This window comes from Streptomyces sp. HUAS TT7 (assembly GCF_051550175.1).
Classification (GTDB): domain Bacteria; phylum Actinomycetota; class Actinomycetes; order Streptomycetales; family Streptomycetaceae; genus Streptomyces.
Genome location: NZ_CP196175.1, coordinates 8,615,918 through 8,631,990, shown reverse-complemented (window position 1 = coordinate 8,631,990; position 16,073 = coordinate 8,615,918). Strand labels below are relative to the sequence as shown.

The 16,073-nt window shown below is 70.6% G+C and carries 11 protein-coding genes; 6 read left to right on the top strand and 5 right to left on the bottom strand.

What is annotated here, in order from left to right:
* Positions 1 to 18 precede the first annotated feature (18 nt).
* From ACSHXC_RS39270 to ACSHXC_RS39250, 5 genes are read right to left on the bottom strand one after another with little or no spacing between them, the layout of a single operon-like run.
* Positions 19 to 1,941 (bottom strand): amino acid adenylation domain-containing protein, encoded by a 1,923-nt coding sequence (locus tag ACSHXC_RS39270; RefSeq protein WP_438296110.1) that lies wholly within the window; start codon positions 1,939 to 1,941, stop codon positions 19 to 21.
* On the bottom strand, positions 1,938 to 2,984 hold the full coding sequence (locus ACSHXC_RS39265) for an HAD-IIIC family phosphatase (protein ID WP_438296109.1): 1,047 nt from the start codon (positions 2,982 to 2,984) through the stop codon (positions 1,938 to 1,940). The genes ACSHXC_RS39270 and ACSHXC_RS39265 overlap by 4 nt, the downstream gene beginning before the upstream one ends.
* Entirely contained in the window at positions 2,981 to 4,231 is a 1,251-nt protein-coding gene (locus tag ACSHXC_RS39260; protein ID WP_438296108.1) for an acyl-CoA dehydrogenase family protein, read from the bottom strand. Before ACSHXC_RS39260 ends, ACSHXC_RS39265 begins: the two co-directional genes overlap by 4 nt.
* A complete protein-coding gene (locus tag ACSHXC_RS39255) occupies positions 4,212 to 4,484 on the bottom strand; it encodes an acyl carrier protein (RefSeq protein ID WP_438296107.1) in 273 nt (90 codons plus the stop codon). Before ACSHXC_RS39255 ends, ACSHXC_RS39260 begins: the two co-directional genes overlap by 20 nt.
* The gene (locus ACSHXC_RS39250; RefSeq protein ID WP_438297077.1) at positions 4,481 to 5,431 is read right to left on the bottom strand and encodes a 3-oxoacyl-ACP synthase; all 951 of its coding nucleotides are present in this window, start codon (positions 5,429 to 5,431) and stop codon (positions 4,481 to 4,483) included. The genes ACSHXC_RS39255 and ACSHXC_RS39250 overlap by 4 nt, the downstream gene beginning before the upstream one ends.
* Before the next feature lie 1,581 nt (positions 5,432 to 7,012).
* Here ACSHXC_RS39250 and ACSHXC_RS39245 point away from each other — a divergent pair.
* The 6 genes from ACSHXC_RS39245 (at position 7,013) to asnB (ending at position 16,057) form a co-directional block, all read left to right on the top strand.
* Complete coding sequence (locus ACSHXC_RS39245; protein ID WP_438296106.1) at positions 7,013 to 8,485, top strand: sugar transferase; 1,473 nt, start codon at positions 7,013 to 7,015, stop codon at positions 8,483 to 8,485.
* Between the two features lie 73 nt (positions 8,486 to 8,558).
* Positions 8,559 to 9,875 carry a nucleotide sugar dehydrogenase gene (locus ACSHXC_RS39240; protein ID WP_438296105.1) on the top strand — a complete coding sequence of 439 codons (1,317 nt, stop codon included), beginning with the start codon at positions 8,559 to 8,561 and terminating at the stop codon, positions 9,873 to 9,875.
* Entirely contained in the window at positions 9,865 to 11,136 is a 1,272-nt protein-coding gene (locus ACSHXC_RS39235) for a glycosyltransferase family 4 protein (protein ID WP_438296104.1), read from the top strand. Before ACSHXC_RS39240 ends, ACSHXC_RS39235 begins: the two co-directional genes overlap by 11 nt.
* A complete protein-coding gene (locus tag ACSHXC_RS39230) occupies positions 11,133 to 12,530 on the top strand; it encodes a Wzz/FepE/Etk N-terminal domain-containing protein (protein WP_438296103.1) in 1,398 nt (465 codons plus the stop codon). The genes ACSHXC_RS39235 and ACSHXC_RS39230 overlap by 4 nt, the downstream gene beginning before the upstream one ends.
* Positions 12,527 to 14,119 (top strand): Wzz/FepE/Etk N-terminal domain-containing protein, encoded by a 1,593-nt coding sequence (locus ACSHXC_RS39225; protein WP_438296102.1) that lies wholly within the window; start codon positions 12,527 to 12,529, stop codon positions 14,117 to 14,119. Before ACSHXC_RS39230 ends, ACSHXC_RS39225 begins: the two co-directional genes overlap by 4 nt.
* A 3-nt stretch (positions 14,120 to 14,122) precedes the next feature.
* Positions 14,123 to 16,057 (top strand): asparagine synthase (glutamine-hydrolyzing), encoded by a 1,935-nt coding sequence (gene asnB, locus ACSHXC_RS39220; RefSeq protein ID WP_438296101.1) that lies wholly within the window; start codon positions 14,123 to 14,125, stop codon positions 16,055 to 16,057.
* The last annotated feature ends 16 nt before the right edge of the window (positions 16,058 to 16,073 follow it).

The window sequence follows — 16,073 nt, the reverse complement described above, 5'->3', positions numbered from 1 at the left end:
ACCTCTCCTTCGCGTGTGTCAGAGCTCGTAGGCGGCCGGTGGGGCGGGTTCCTCGCCTTGTGCGCGCTCGCCCAGGTGGTCGGCGATGCGCTGGGCCTGGGCGGCGATGGTGACGCAGTCGAACAGCTCGCCCACCCGCAGCGCCTCGGGCCATCGCCTGTCCAGCCTGTCGTGCAGGTCGATGACCTTCATCGAACTCCCGCCGACGGCGAAGAAGTTGTCGTCCGGGCCCGAGCCGGAGTGCCCGAGGACCTCCGCCCAGATCCGGCCGACGGCGGGCCGGTGGCCGCTCCAGTCCCCGCCCGCGGTGCCTCCAGAGGCCTGACGGTCTGTCGGGATCAGCGCGCGGAGTGCGGCCCGGTCCGCCTTGGTGCTGCGGTCGAGCGGCATGTGGTCGACCGGCACGAACACGCTCGGTGTGGCCTGCTCCACCAGTCGGCCTCGGCAGTGCTCGCGCAGTTGCGAGACGTCCGGCGGCCCGCTGCCAGGTGTGGGCAGTACGAAGGCGATCACCTGCGGCTCGTCCTGCCCGGCACGTTCGCAGAGCACCACGGCCTGCTCGACGCCCGCATGGCTCTCCAGCACGCTCGCGATCTCGCCGAGCTCGATCCTCGTACCGCGGATCTTGGCCTGGTCGTCCGTTCTGCCGTGGTAGTGCAGCGCGCCCCGCTCGTCGACGCTGGCGATGTCCCCGGTGCGGTAGAGGCGCCCGCCCGGCCGCCCGTACGGGTCCGCGACGAATCGCTCGGCCGTCAGAGCCGGCTGGTTCGCGTAGCCGAGTGCCACGAGGGAGCCACCGACGTAGAGCTCGCCCCGCTCCCCGGCCGGGACTTCACGCAGCCGCTCGTCCAGTACCAGGGTCCGCGTTCCCGGCCAGGGCCGCCCGATGGGGATGCGGTCCCGGGTCGGGTCCGGATCGGTCTCCACCGTGCAGGCGATGGTCGTCTCGGTGGGCCCGTACTCGTTGACGAACCGGACCCCCGGCAGCCGCTCGTGGTGCGCGGCCACCATCGCCTGGGTGCACTCCTCACCTCCCACGACCACCAGCCGCAGTGTGTCGGGCAGGCCGCCGGGATCCTGGAGCACCGCCCGGTAGTAGGAGGGGATGTTGAACAGGTGCGTCACCCGGTGGTCCCTGGCCAGCCGGGTGAACTGCCCCACGTGCACGAGCTGTCGGGGGTCGGGCAGCACCAGCATGTGACCGCCGGTGAGCGACCAGAACATGCCGCCGAGAATCCCGTCGAAGGACAGCCGCAACGCGATCAGGAAGACGGAGCGCTCGGTGCCGTAGACCGGCCCCCGGCAACCGATGGACGCCGCGAACTGGCCCCGGCCGACCATCACGCCTTTGGGCACACCGGTGGATCCCGAGGTGTAGGCGACGTAGGCGGGGCTCTGCTCGGTGACCGGTGGGTACGGGTCGGTGGGCAGTTCCCGGCCCGCCTCGACGAGCCGCGCCGGGTCGAGGTCCGCGGCATCCACGACGGTCGGCGGGGCGGGCATCGCCGAGAGCGTGGAGGCCGGCACCGCGTCATCGCCCTCGCTCAGGACCACCGCGCAGTCGACGTCCCGGCACAGCGCCTCGAACCTCCCGACGGGCAGGTCCGGTTCCAGGACCGCCCAGGTGGCACCGGTGCGCAGTGCCGCCAGCATGGCGATCACGGACAGCGCGCTCTGCTGCGTCCGGACGCAGACGACCCGGCCCGGCCGCAGCCCGTGCTGCCACAGCAGCCGTGCGAGACCGGCCGAGGCCAGGTCGAGCTCGCGGTACGTCATCGAGACTCCGCCGATGATGAGCGCGGTCGCCTCGGGCGCCCCGGCCACCTGGCTTCGGAACGCGGCCCACACCGGCCGTACCTCCGTCGGGGCGTCCGCGGGAGCGAACCGATCGGAGCCACCGGGACGTCGGGGCACCGCGGCCTCGCTTCCTGTGCCGTTCATGCCGCACCGGCGATCACGCGCGTGTGGCCGGGGGCCTTGGGCAAGGGACGCTCCGGGTCCACAGCGAGCACGAGACGGTCCCCGTCGGTGACCGTCGCTCCGTAGCCGGCGAAGCGCATCGTGACCAGCATGTTCCGGTTGGTCTCGGTCGGGACGAAGTGCGCGACGGGGCGCCGGCCCGCCGCCAGGGCCTGCTGGATCAGATGGTGCAGCAGCACGCTCCCCGCACCGCGCGAGGCGACTCGGCAGGACATGAGCATCAACCGCAGGACCGCGTCCCGCCCGACGAGCGCGGTGACGGCCAGGCCGATGATCCCGTAGTCACCGAAGCGGTCACGGAGCTTGGCAAGGAGCACCTGATGGTCCGGCGAGCAGCTCAACCGGCGCAGTTCGTCGATGCCGTACGTCAGTCCCGTGCTGTTGAGCTGGTGCGTGCGGACGGTCAGCTCGCTGGCCCGGGACAGGTCCTCCTCGGTGGCCGGGAGGACCTCCATGACCAGGCCGAGCGAGTCGAGGAACGCCTGGCGTCCTTCGGTGAACTCCCCTTCGGCCTCCTGGCGTCGCCACTCGGCCTGGTAGAGCCGGCGTCGCCCGGCGGCCTCCGCGGTGATGTGCTCGGGCCGGAACTCCTGGTACTGCGGGAGCCGTTCGACCTCCGCCGCCGGGTAGCAGCGGACCATGGGGAGTTCGCCGGCGACCTCCGCCCGCTCCAGCGGGTCGTTGTCGACGAACGCGATGGTGTCCAGACCGATGTTGAGCGCCTTCGCGATCCGGCGCACCGCAGCGGACTTGGTGCCCCAGCCCACCTCTATCGCGCAATACCAGTCGGCCAGCCGATGATCCGTCAGATGGCGTTGGGTGACGCTGCGTTCGCCACGGCTCGCGGCGGCATGCAGGATGCCTCGGCGGTCCAGCTCGGCCAGGGTCTCAAGCGCCGGAGGGAAGGGGGCGGGATCGTCGCCCTCCAGCACCACCCCGTCCCACAGGGTGTCGTCCAGGTCCCAGACCAGGCACTTGACGGTGGGCGCGCCTGCTGCCGTCACAGCGATTCCCCGGGAAGCCGGAGCCCGACGGCGGGGTCCGTGCCGCGCGCGGCATCACCGAAGCGCCGCAACAACCTCTCGGCTATGTGAAGTTCGGACACTTGCTGTGCTCCTTCGATGATCTCCATGACCTTGGCGTCCCGGAAGTGACGGCCCGCCCTGCTGTCGGGCGCGCAGCCGGCCGAGCCGAGCACCTGTACGGCGTCGCGGCTGCCCGTCGCCGCTGCGGAAGCCGCCGCGTACTTGGCCATGAGCGTCTCCGCCACCCCGCGTCCCGGACCAAGGGCCCGCGCCTCCGCGGCCCTGCGCGAGAGTTCCCGGGCCCCGGCGGCGGCCACCGCCGCCCTGGCCAGCAGTGACCGGACCAACTGGTGGTCTCCCAGGGGGATGTCGCCCTGCCGACGGACCGCGGCGTGGGTGGCGGCGTCCTCGACGCACGCCTCCGCCATGCCCACACATCCCCAGGCGACCGTGAACCGGCCGTGGTCGAGCGCGGTGGCGACCACGTGGGAGAGCCCAAGGCCGGGAGGAGCGACGAGCTGACGCCGGGGCACCCGCACGCCGTCGAAGGACAGATGGGCGATCCGGGCGCCCCGCATGCCGAGCTGGCCGTTCACCTGCTCGCGCTCGACACCGGCCCGGTCCGCGTCCACGAGCACGGCGGCCGGCCTTCCCTCGTACGTGCCGAGAACCAGGAACACGTCTGCGACCGCACCGAAGGTGACCCACCTCTTGCGGCCGCTCACGACCAGCTCCTGCTGGTCCGACCGGCCCGACGCCTCGATGCGGGTCTCCACCGACCCCAGCGCGCTTCCCGCGCCCTGCTCCGTCGCCGCGAAGCCTGCGGTCAGCTCGCCACCGGCCAGCCTGGGCAGCCAGTCGGCCCGCTGCGCCTCGGTGCCCCAGCGCATCAGTGCCGCCGCGACCATGCCCTGTACGGTCAGCAGCCCGCGCAGCGCGCTGCACTCACCACCGATCCGTGCGGTGATCTCCCCGAGCGTGAGCGGATCGAGGCCGGCGCCCCCGTACCGCCTGGGCAGGTCCGCGGCGAGCAGCCCCGACGCGGCGACCTCTCTGCGCACCGAATCGGGCAGTCCGCCGTCCTGGTCCCAACGGGAGGCGCGGTCATGTGCGTCGGCCGCCAGATCGGCCGCGGCTCGGGACAGGTCCACGGGGTCCACGGGCTCCACAGGCGGCAGACCCGTCGTCGTGTCGTCGGGGCCGCTTTCAGGAACCGTGGGCTGCATGTGCCTCTCCCGACTCGGGCGCCGCGGTCTTGCGCCGGACGAACTCCGTGATGCGGTGGGCGGTCCTGAAACTGTCCAGATCCAGGTCCTCGACCTCGACGGTGACGGCGAAGTGGCTCTCGACGAAGGTCACCAGCTCCAGTGCGAACAGTGAGTCGGCGAGGCCCCTGGCGAAGTAGTCGTCGTCCGGCTCGACCTGCCGGCGAAGAGCCGTGCTCAGAAAGGCGGTGATCTGCGAGGTGACGTCGTTCATGCCGTGTCCTCCTGTGGACCTGTCTCGACCAGCAGCAGACTCCAGGCAGCTACCGGGCTCACGTTGATCAGGACCGCGAGGCCGCCGGGGGCCAGCTCCTTGCGGTCGAGTGCCGTGCGGAGATTGAGGAAGACGTCGTTGGGGCCGAGGTGTCCGTACTGCCGGAGGTTCTCCCGGCACGCCGGCAGCAGTTCGATGTCCAGGGAGTCCTCGATGAAGGTGAAGCTCCCTGCGGACAGGTTCTGGCTGACGAAGCCGGCGACGTCCCCCCGGCCGATTCCGTTGCGCCGCAGCAGGTCGTCCAGCATCGCGGAGAGGCGGTTGCGCGTCTCCATGGCCAGGCGGAAGGTGTAGGTGCTGGGTTCCGTGCACTGTTCCCGCCACTGAGTGGTGGGGCGGTCCCGGTAGTCGACGTGGAAGAGGTCCCAGTAGCGCCCGTTGGTCAGTTGCGCGATGTCGAGTACTCGGATGCGCCCGCTGCGGGAGAGCAGCAGTGCCTGCCCGGCGTCGCCGTTCACCGTGACGGGGTGGCGGTAGCGCAGGGCGGCGGCCGGCTTGCTGCCGTGCACGACCAGGACATGGTCGAGGGCAGGGTCCGCGGCCAGCAGTCCGCGGGCCGTCAGCAGGGCCGGGGTGATCGAGACACAGCCGAGCCCGCCGACCGAGAAAGTGGTGGCGTTGTCGGCCCCGAGTCGGTGCTGGAGCCGGGTCGCCTCGGAGCTGAGGAACGTCTCCTGGACCCGCGACTCCACCATCACCAGGGCGCCCAGGTCCCGCGCTTCGAGCCCCACCTGTTCGAGCGCCCGGCGCGCGGCGCGTTCCGCGAGAGTGACGGAACTCAGCCGGTCGTCGGCCCGGACCGTGTCGATGCCCAGACCGTCGCGTGTGGCCCGCTCGGTCTCGTCGAGCGTCCGTACATCGGTGATCGGCAGGGTGTGCTCGGGCATGTACCAGGCGGCGCTGCGGATGGCGACAGAGGCTGCGCCATGCTGGAGGGCCTGCTGGGACACGGTCGTTCCCTCTCGTCTCAGGGGTCAGGGCGGTCGGCCGAGGTAGGTTCGACACGGATGGAACAACCGCCTGGACAGGCCGGTGGGTCCACCTGCTCAAGAACCGGAGTGGAATCCGTCGCGACGTCCCTGATTCTCACGAGGGCAACTGACGGACCGCTGACAGCACCCAGTTCGCTGTCGCTGCCGGGGAACTGGAAGGGTGCTGCTGATCGCGGGTCCGGGAACAACGTCGAGCACGTCGAGGCCCCCTACAGCGGACGATCCGTCAGAATGGTGTCTCCACGCCCCAGTTGGCCCAGGCAAGACGATCACCTCCATCCAGGCCGAGAGGTCCGTCTCCGCATGCCGCCGCACCCGGCGCCACCATCTGCCACTCGCCCCTCGACGCGCCGGTGACGCTCACGGGCACCAGCGGCTTCGTGCTGCTGGGCGACGGCGAGGGGATGGACTGCGCGGGCAACGCCTTCAGAGCCCCGCTGACGTCGGACCGCAACGATGAAGTCGATTGCGATCGAAAATGGGCCCCGGCGGGGTGATCTCGTCTGGACGGACGCATCAGGGGCTGTGGACAAAGGTGTGCTCATCGGCAGCGCGGCGAACAACGCGAGGGCGGCACTCACGGTCAGGGCCAGGCGACCGAGGCGCCTCGCCGGATTGCGTGTGCTGGTCATGAACGCAACGTTTCCAGACCGCATGGAGGCCACCATGGTGGCACAACCTCCACAGAACAGGGCATGGGCCATGCGATGCGCGCCTGCGCCGCACTTCGTGCGCCCGCCCACTGCGGGGTGCCATGGTTGGCACTGGCCAGGGCCGTGGACGGCTCGCACACGCCGGCCGCCACCGCGCCCACCGCCCCGGCCCGGCTCACCGGAATTCCGCAATCCCTGTGTGTGCAGCGCCGGCTGGCGCCGTGCCGTGTGGGGCGACCCGACCCCGGTGTTCAACTTCGCGAACGCGAACATCAGCACGGCTCGCCGATCACCGCCGCGCATGAGCGGCGCCCACGAGCCGGGCGAGCAGCTGGAGCACACGGCGACATCAAGCCACCGTATGCGGTCACCGGCCGCCGGATTCCGTCTCAAAGCTGAGCACGAATTACACACAACCCCTCTACATATTCCCTCCGGTGGTCTAAGTTGTCGGTGCTTCAGCTGCTCAGGTACGAGACGACCATTGACAATGGTTAATGATCTATAGATCCGGCGCCACGGACAGCCAGCAATCGCGTCCCCGGCGCCATACGTGGGGGTGATCAATTCTTGGGGCCCGACAGGGTGCCTTGGGTGCGGGGAGCATCCGAGGTTTCGACGGGTTCCGCGCAACCACGAGGCCGGGCGTACGAGTCCGCTGCCGACGGAGTGAGTTGTGCAAGCAGCACCGAAATGGCCGGGATGCCATTCGGGGGGCGGGGGGCCTCCCGAGGGGAGAGAGCGCGGGGAGGCGGGGGCCTCCCGTGGGGGGAGGAACAGTGACGGGCGAACACGTCGAACCACTGGCGACCTGGGGGGTCCTGTGCGGCAGGGGGAATTAGTCAGCCCGATTCCGTCGGCGCGAAGACGTCCGGCGGACGGGGCAATCAGCCGGCCCGCCATCGACTGGGAGCAGCGGTATCGCCGCATTGTGATCACCAGCGATACCGTGGCGACCGCCGTCGTGGTGACGGCGACCGGCAGCTTCTTCGGAGTCCGGGACGCGGCCAACTGGCACGAGAAATGGGGAATTCTCGCCTTCGGCACCGAGCTGCTGGTGCTGGGAGCGCTTGCGGTGAGCCGGGCATGGGCTCCGGCCGTGCTCGGCCAGGGCGCCGAGGAATTCCGCCGGCTCGGACGCTCGCTGTTCACGGCGGTCGTCGTATTGGCGCTCGGTGGGATCGCCCTCACCTCGCGCAACATCAAGTTATGGATCTTCGTCGCGATCCCCGCAATCGCGCTCATCACCATGATCGAGCGTTATCTGCTGCGCCTGTGGCTGCACAGACAGCGGAAAGAAGGACGGTGCCTGCGCCCGGTGCTCGCCGCCGGGAGCCCAGCCACCGTGCGCGACCTGATCGCCCGAACCCGCAAGTTCCCGCACCTCGGCTGGCGGGTGGACGCGGTGTGCACGACCGACGGGCTCGACGGTGAGCAGTTGGACGGGGTACCGGTTGTCGGCCGGCTGACAGACGTCGCCGACCACGTCCGCCACGACGGCTACCGTGTCGTCGCGGTCACACCGCACCCGCACTGGTCACCGGACCGGCTGCAGCGGCTGGCGTGGAACCTCGAAGGCAGCGACGCCGAGATGGTCGTGGCCCCTGTGCTGATGGAGGTGGCCGGCCCGCGGCTGCACGTCGACGCGGTGCTCGGAATCCCGCTGCTGCGGGTCACCATGCCGACGTTCACCGGAGGCCGCCGGGCGGTCAAAGAGGTCGTCGACCGGATGGGGGCCGCGATCCTGTTGATGCTGTTCGCGCCGCTGATGGTGCTCGTCGCGCTGCTCGTGCTTGTGGACAGCCGCGGCGGGGCGGTCTACCGCCAGCGCAGGGTCGGCAAGGACGGCCGCGAGTTCACCATTCTCAAGTTCCGCACCATGGTCGCCGGGGCCGACAGGGCACGTGCCGAGCTGGCCGACCTCAACGAGGGTGCCGGCCTGCTGTTCAAGCTCCACCGGGATCCGCGGGTGACCCGAGTGGGAGCAGTGCTGCGCCGGTACTCGATCGATGAACTCCCGCAGCTTTTCAACGTGCTCACCGGATCGATGTCGCTCGTCGGTCCGCGCCCTCCGCTACCGGAGGAGTCCGCCGCGTACGGCCCGGACATCCGGCGGCGGTTGCTGGTCAAGCCCGGGCTCACCGGCCTGTGGCAGATCAGCGGACGCAGCGACCTGCCGTGGGAGGAGGCTGTCCGCCTCGACCTGCGGTACGTGGAGGACTGGTCGCTCGCCCTGGACACAGTGATCTTGTGGAAGACGTTGCGTGCGGTGCTCTACGGCCAGGGGGCGTATTGATGCGCGGGGATCGTCGTCCGGCCGGTGCGCGGACCGCAGGCCAAGAGGGCCTGCCTGGGGGGAGAGACGGGTCATGAGGGTCAGCGTTTTCGGGCTCGGTTACGTGGGCTGCGTGTCGGCCGCGTGCCTGGCCGGCATGGGACACGAGGTCATCGGGGTGGACGTGAACCAGGTCAAAGTCGACCTGGTCAACGACGGCAGAGCCCCGGTGGTCGAGGAGCGGATCGGCGAGCTCATCGCCCAGGTCGTACGGACTGGAGCGTTACGGGCCACCGGCGACGTGCGCGAAGCGATCATGAGCAGCGAGGTGTCGCTGGTCTGCGTGGGCACGCCGTCGGAGCCCAACGGCAGTCTGTGCACCACCTACTTGGAACGGGTCACCGAGCAGATCGGCGCCGCGGTGGCCGAGCGGGGCGGGCGGCAGACCATCGTGTTCCGGAGCACCATGCTCCCGGGCACCTGCCTGAACCTGCTGGTCCCGATCCTGGAGAAGTACGTCGGCGGCACGGCCGGGGTGGACTTCGGGGTCGCGGTCAACCCTGAGTTCCTGCGCGAGGGCACGAGCGTGCGGGACTTCCTCGATCCGCCCAAGACCGTCATAGGCGAGCTCGACCCGGCAAGCGGCGACGTGGTGGCGGCGTTGTACGACGACTTGCCGGGCGAGGTCTTCCGGGTGCCCGTCCCGACAGCCGAAGCGATCAAATACGCGGACAACGCCTTCCACGGCCTCAAGATCGGCTTCGCCAACGAGCTGGGCGCGGTGTGCCAGGCGCTCGGGGTGGACTCGCACCAGGTGATGGACGTATTCCTGGCCGACCGCAAGCTGAACATCAGCCCCGCCTATCTGCGGCCCGGCTTCGCCTTCGGCGGCTCCTGCCTGCCCAAGGACTTACGCAGCCTGGTCCACGCGGCGCGGCGGGCCGACGTCTCGGTGCCCATCCTCGCCCACGTGCTGCCCTCCAACTCCGACCATCTGCAGCGTGCGGTGGAGCTGGTCGAGCGCACCGGCAAACGCCGGGTGGGCCTGTTCGGTCTTTCCTTCAAACCCGGCACCGACGACCTCCGCGAGAGCCCGCTCGTCGAGCTGGCGGAGAGGCTCTTCGGCAAGGGGTACGACCTGCGGATCTACGACCCCAACGTGAACCTCTCCCGGCTGCTCGGCGCGAACCGCGAGTACATCGAGACCCGGCTGCCCCACCTCGCGCAGTTGCTCGCCGAGTCCGTCGGCGAGGTACTCGAACACGCCGAGGTGTGCCTGGTGGGGAGCAGGGATCCGGCCGTCCTTTCGGCGCTGCCCCATGGCGACGGCCCGGTGATCATCGACCTCATCCACCTTCCCGACGCCGCGGCGCGCCGGGCCGAACCGGGGTACGTGGGCCTTGCTTGGTGACACATCGTTTGGTGAGACGGGCGTCGGGCGCCGGCGTGCGCTGATCCTCGTGGAGAACCTGTCGGTGCCGTTCGACCGGCGGGTGTGGCAGGAGTGCACGACGCTGCGCGACGCGGGCTGGGAGGTGCACGTCATCTGTCCCCGGGGGGAGAAACGGGACACGGAGCCGCAGGCGTTGATCGACGGGGTGCGGATCCACCGCTACCCCTTGCGCGCGGCCACCGGAGGGCCCGCCGGCTACCTGCGGGAGTACGGATCGGCGTTGTGGCACACGGCCCGCCTCGCCCGCAAGGTCGGCCCGGTGGACGTGGTCCACGCCTGCAACCCGCCCGACCTGCTGTTCCTGCCGGCGCTGTGGCTGAAGCGGCGCGGCGCGCGGTTCGTCTTCGACCAGCACGACCTGGTGCCGGAGCTGTACCTGTCCCGGTTCGACCGCGGCGAGGATCTGCTCTACCGCGCCGTGTGCGCGCTGGAACGGCTGACCTACCGGGCCGCGGACGTCGTGCTCGCCACGAACGAGAGCTACCGGGACGTCGCGGTGCGCCGTGGCGGTCGGCGGCCGGAGGATGTTTTCGTGGTGCGCAGCGCGCCCCAGACCGACCGTTTCCAACCGGTCCCGCCCGAGCCGGAGTTGAAGCGCGGCAAGCCTCATCTGCTGTGCTACCTCGGCGTCATGGGCCCTCAGGACGGCGTCGACTACGCGTTGCGCGCTCTTGCGAAGATGCGCGACGAGCTGGGTCGGACCGACTGGCACGCCGTGTTCATCGGCTCCGGCGACGCCTTCGACGCGATGGTGGAGCTGTCCCGGCGACTCGGGCTCTGCGAGCAGGTGCAGTTCACCGGCCGTATCCCGGACGCCGATCTGGTGCGCTACCTGTCCACCGCGGACGTGTGCCTCTCCCCCGACCCGCGCAATCCCCTCAACGACGTGTCGACCATGAACAAGGTCCTGGAGTACATGGCAATGGGGCGGCCGATCGTCTCCTTCGACCTCCGGGAGGCGCGCGTCTCCGCCGGTGACGCCGCCGTCTACGCGCCCGCCAACGACGAGGCCGAGTTCGCCAAGCTCATCGCGCTGCTCCTCGACGATCCGGAGAAGCGGGCCCGGATGGGCAGGATCGGCGAGGAGCGGATCGGCGGGCAGCTGTCCTGGCGGAACTCTCAAACGTCGCTGCTCGCCGCCTACGCCGCCGCATGCCGTGGCCACGCTCCGGTGCCGGCCCGCGCCCCGGTGCGGACGGGGTGGAGGCCGCGCCGTTGAGCGATGACACGATACGCCTGGTCACGATCGGTCGGATTCTCCGTCGGCGCTGGCGGCTTCTCGCCATCCTGACCGTGGTGGGCGCGCTCGTCGGTTACGGCACCTCGATGCTGTTTCCGCCGCGGTACACGACGTCGGCATCGGTACTGCTGCCGGGGCAGTGGGATGAGCGCGCGCTGCTGACCCAGGCGGAGATCGCAACCAGTTCGGCGGTGGTCGGCCGTGCGGCCGCCGCGCTCGGCTGGAAGGGCGTCAGCGTCGGCGAGCTGCAGGACCGGGTGAGCGCCAAAGCCTCCGACGGAAACATCATCGAGATCTCGGGCACGGCCGACACCCCGGAGCGGGCGCAACGTCTCTCCGACCAGTTGGCCCAGCAATTCGTCACGTTCGCCGCGCGGATCGCAGGCGACAGCACCGCCGCCGACACGACTACGGGGCCCGACGCGCTGCGGCAGCAGGTGGCGGACACCAACCGCCGCATCACCGACCTGGCCAACGCCGCCAATCCCGGGCAGACCGTGGAGAGCGTGCAGGCCCGCACCGAACTCGAAAAGCTGCGCACCACGCTGCAGGAAGCGATGAAGAAACTGGACCAGACCGACCCGACGGCCAACAAGGCCGGCATGGTCGTCATGGGACCGGCGGCCCGGCCGACCGGCGAGGCCCCGCCGACGAGGGTGCAGCTCATCGCCGCGGGGGCGCTGCTGGCCTTCCTTCTCACGGTCATCGGCCATCTCACCGCCGCACGGGCGAATCGCCGGCTGCGCACCGAACCGGAGATCGCCGCAGCACTGGGCTCGGTGCTGCTCGGCACCGTCGACGTACCTGGTGAACGGTCCGCACACCGACCCGAAGGCGGGCGCCCGCGGGCCTGGCTCCGCCGGCTGATGGGCATCGACACCCGATGGGACGTACCGACCCCGCGGATGTCGGGCGACGAGGCCGGCCGGCGGATCCGCTACCAGCGGGTGTGTGCTCGCCTCCGGGACCAACTCACCGCTCCCCGGCGGCTGTTGGCCGTCGTACTGGACGGAGACGAAATCGCCCGCCGGGCCGCCGAGCAGCTCGCCACGGAAGCCAAGAGCGGCCCTTCCCCAAGCTCTTCGAACAGGGAATACCCCATGCTGCGCGTGGTGGGGGTTTCGGTGTCCCGGCCGATGGTGCCGGACCGAGACACCGAGTCCGGCGCCCTGGTCGTGCTCAGCCCGGGCAGCTGGACCGCGGAGCAGCTCGCCGCCGTCGCCGAGGCGTGTGCGGACGCAGGGCACGAGGTCGTCGGCTTCGTCGCCGCCGGCGCGGTCCGGGCCCGTCCGACGCGACCCGCCGGCCACCCTCCGGACAAGGCCGCTCCGGCACTCGCGGTGCGCGGTCACGAGAAGGGGGGTTCTGTGTGACGCCGAGCAAAACTCCGGAGGCGTCGGCCGCCGCTCCGCTGCTCGACCTGCAAGCGCTGGTGGTGGCGGTGCGCAGGCGCCGCCGCCTCTGGTGCTCCATGGCGCTGCTCGGGCTGCTGGTCGGCGCGGCGACAGCGGTACTGCTGCCGCCACCTCCGTCCGCGGTGACCAAGGTGCTGGTCGCGCATCAGGCGGACCAGCCGAACGACCCCGGAACGCTGATCCGCACCGACGTCGCCCTGCTGGGGACCACGCGGATCGCCGACAAGGCCCTGCAGGCGCTCAAGTCCCCGGAAAAACCGGAGGACTTCATACGGGACTACCGAGGTACCGGCTTGACCAACAACCTGCTGCAGATCGATGCGACAGGTGCCAGCGACGCGGAAGCGGTGGCCCGGTCCAAGGCGCTGGCCGATGCGTTCGTCGCAGACCATGTGAGCCGGATGCAGGAGGCCGCGGCGGCCGAGGCCAAGGCCCTGCTCGACCAGCGTGACCGCATTCGGGACGACCTCGCCCAGGTCAACAAGGCGATCGGGGACCGATCGCCGGGGAGCGACCCGAAGGCGTCGGCGAGCATCGAGTCGCTCTTCGCCCGCCGGGCCGAACTCACCTCGCGAATCACCGATTTCGACCAGCGCGCCGCGGATGCGCGCACCGGCACGCCCAGGCTCGTCGCCGGCACGCAGATCGTGGACGGCCCGCGCACGGTGCCGCACTCCCTTCCCAAGGCCGCCGGCACCGATGCCGCGATCGGGCTCGTCCTCGGGCTCGTCCTCGGCCTCGCGGTGGCCGCGGTCGGCACGGTGGTGGCGGACCGCCCCGTGCTGCGCCGGGAGATCGCGGCCAACCTGGGCGCCTCGGTCATTGCGGAGCTGCCCCACAGTCCGGGCAGGCTGTGGCGGCGCAGACGGATCCCGGCGGCACGCGAACGGCTCACCGCGACCCTGGCCCGCACCGTGCGCGACTCCGCGGAACCGGTGTCGCTGCTCGAACTGGGTTGTGCGCGCACCGCGAGCGCGATGGCCCTGGAACTCGCCGAGGCGCTGGCAACGGACGGGCCAGTGGTGATCATCGATGGCCTGCCCGGCCTGCCGCTCGCCAACCGCCGCCAGAGGCCGGGAGGCCCGGCCGTGGTCAACAGCGGGCGTGCCGCGGCTGTGTCGCCTGAGAAGTACCGGTTCGGCGTCGGCTCGGTCGCGCCCGGCACGGCGTGGACCGACCTCCCGTACCTCGGTGCCCAGACCGTGCTCGTCGTACGTGCGGGGCACGGCAGTGCCGCCTGGCTGCACACCGTGGCGCGACAGCTCGCGGACCTGACGATTCCGGTGATCGGTGTGGTGCTGATCGACCCCGATCCGCGCGACCGGACCGACGGCACGCTGTGGGACGGGCTGCACACGGCGCTGCGCGGCCACAACGAGCGGCCGACCCGGCAGAACGCCGGGGGTACCTCCCACGCCGTCAAGGCAGTGGGGGAGGACCTGCGGCGGACGGAGCGGCCGCCGATGTTGGCCAGTGGGGCCTCCCCTGCTCGAACGGAGTTGAGAGCTCGGGGATGCGTCCCGGACAACGACCAGGAGGCCCGGTAGAACATGTGTGGCATCGCAGGGACTTACCGATGGGCGGACGGGAAGGCCGTGACCGACCGGCTCACCGACACCCTCGCCCACCGCGGTCCGGACGGGGCGGGCCGATACAGCCATCCCGCCGGTGACGCAGAAGTGCACCTCGGCCACCGCCGGCTGGCCATCATCGACCTGTCCGAGACCGGCGCCCAGCCGATGGTCTCGGGCGGACTCGCCCTGACGTACAACGGCGAGCTGTACAACGCGCCCGAGCTGCGTGCCGAACTGGCGGCAGCCGGGGTGCGCTTCCGCGGAACCTCCGACACGGAGGTGCTCCTGGAGGCCTGGCGGCGCTGGGGTACGGACTGCCTGCCCCGGCTGCGCGGCATGTTCGCGTTCGGGATCTTCGACGAGCGAACCGGTGAACTGGTCCTGGCCCGCGACCAGTTGGGCATCAAGCCGCTGTTCCTGCTCCGACGCGGCGCGGGCCTGATGTTCGCCTCCGAGCTCAAGGCGCTCGCCACCGCCACCGGTGGGTCACTGCAGGTGGACGAAGCGGCGCTGGTGGCCTCGCTGCTGTACTACTGGGTGCCGGATTCACGGTGCGCGTTCCGCGAGGCGGAGAAGCTGCCGCCGGGAAGCTGGCTGAAGATCCGGCCCGACGGCCGGGTGGAGCGCGGCCGGTACTGGAACCTGAAGGACATCGCCGCCGAGGGCCGGTCGCGGGCCGAGAGCGGCGAGCGGCCCGATCTGGCCGCCATCGTCGAGGAGTCGACCCGGCAGCACCTGCTGTCCGACGTACCCGTGGCGACCTTCCTTTCCGGCGGTCTCGACTCCAGCTATCTGACCGCCCTTGCGGCCCGCGACCGGCCCGGGATCTCCGCCTACACGATCGGATTCCGCGCCGAGGACGCCAGGTTCGAGTCGATGCCGGACGACCTGCGCCATGCCCGGCACGTGGCCGAGCGGTTCGGCGTCGACCTGCACGAGATCGAGATCGCCCCGAACGTGCTCGATTTGCTGCCGCGGATGACGTACCACCTGGACGAGCCGATCGGCGACCCCGCCGCGATCAACACCTTCCTGATCTGCTCGGCCGCCCGGGAGGAGGGGGTCAAGGTGATGCTTTCCGGGATGGGGGCGGACGAGCTGTTCGCCGGTTACCGCAAGCACCTGGCCAACCTGCTCGCGCTGCGCTACCAGCGCGTCCCGAGGCCCTTGCGGCGCGGAATATCGGCGACGGTGGACAGGCTGCCGGTCGCCACGGCCCGCCGCGGGTACCGGTCGGTGCGTTTCGCGAAGCGGTTCCTCTCCTTCGCGGATCTGCCGGAGGAGACCGCGTTCCGGCGCAGCTACACCATGTACGACGAGCACGAACTGCTCGCCCTGGTCGACCCCGACCTGGCCGGGACGGTCGAGGACGTGCTGACCGAGCACGCGGACATCTACCAGGACAACGACCTCGACGATTTCGTCAACCGCATGTGCCTGGGCGACGCCCGGATGTTCCTGCCGGGCCTGAACCTCGCGTACACGGACCGCTCCAGCATGGCCGCGTCGACCGAGGTGCGGGTGCCGTACGTGGACGTCGAGGTGGTCAGGGCGGCGTTCGCCGTGCCCGGCAATCGCAAGGTCGTCGGACGGCAGGGAAAGGCCGTCCTCAAGGAGGCGGCCACCTCGATCCTGCCCCGGGAGATCGTGTACCGGCCCAAAGGCCTGTTCAGTGCCCCGCTGCGCGCCTGGATGAGCCGGGATCTGGCACCCCTGGTGCGCGAGGTGGTGAACGACGGCGTGCTCGTCAACTCCGGGCTCCTGCGCCGCGACGCGCTGGCGCGCATGGTCGCCGAGGACGCCGCCGGGCAGCGGGACTTCTCCAAGCAACTGTGGCACGTGCTGACCCTCGAGTACTGGTATCGCGACGCGACCTCTGGGTCCGGCCAGAGCACTCGGTTAACGGCTTAGGAATTCAGAGGAGTTC

Excerpts from the sequence above, each read along its gene's own strand:
- ACSHXC_RS39260 (WP_438296108.1), bottom strand. The coding sequence starts at position 4,231 with ATGCAGCCCACGGTTCCTGAAAGCGGCCCCGACGACACGACGACGGGT.
- ACSHXC_RS39250 (WP_438297077.1), bottom strand. The coding sequence starts at position 5,431 with ATGCCCGAGCACACCCTGCCGATCACCGATGTACGGACGCTCGACGAG.
- ACSHXC_RS39240 (WP_438296105.1), top strand. The coding sequence starts at position 8,559 with ATGAGGGTCAGCGTTTTCGGGCTCGGTTACGTGGGCTGCGTGTCGGCC.
- ACSHXC_RS39270 (WP_438296110.1), bottom strand. The coding sequence starts at position 1,941 with ATGAACGGCACAGGAAGCGAGGCCGCGGTGCCCCGACGTCCCGGTGGC.
- asnB (WP_438296101.1), top strand. The coding sequence starts at position 14,123 with ATGTGTGGCATCGCAGGGACTTACCGATGGGCGGACGGGAAGGCCGTG.
- ACSHXC_RS39255 (WP_438296107.1), bottom strand. The coding sequence starts at position 4,484 with ATGAACGACGTCACCTCGCAGATCACCGCCTTTCTGAGCACGGCTCTT.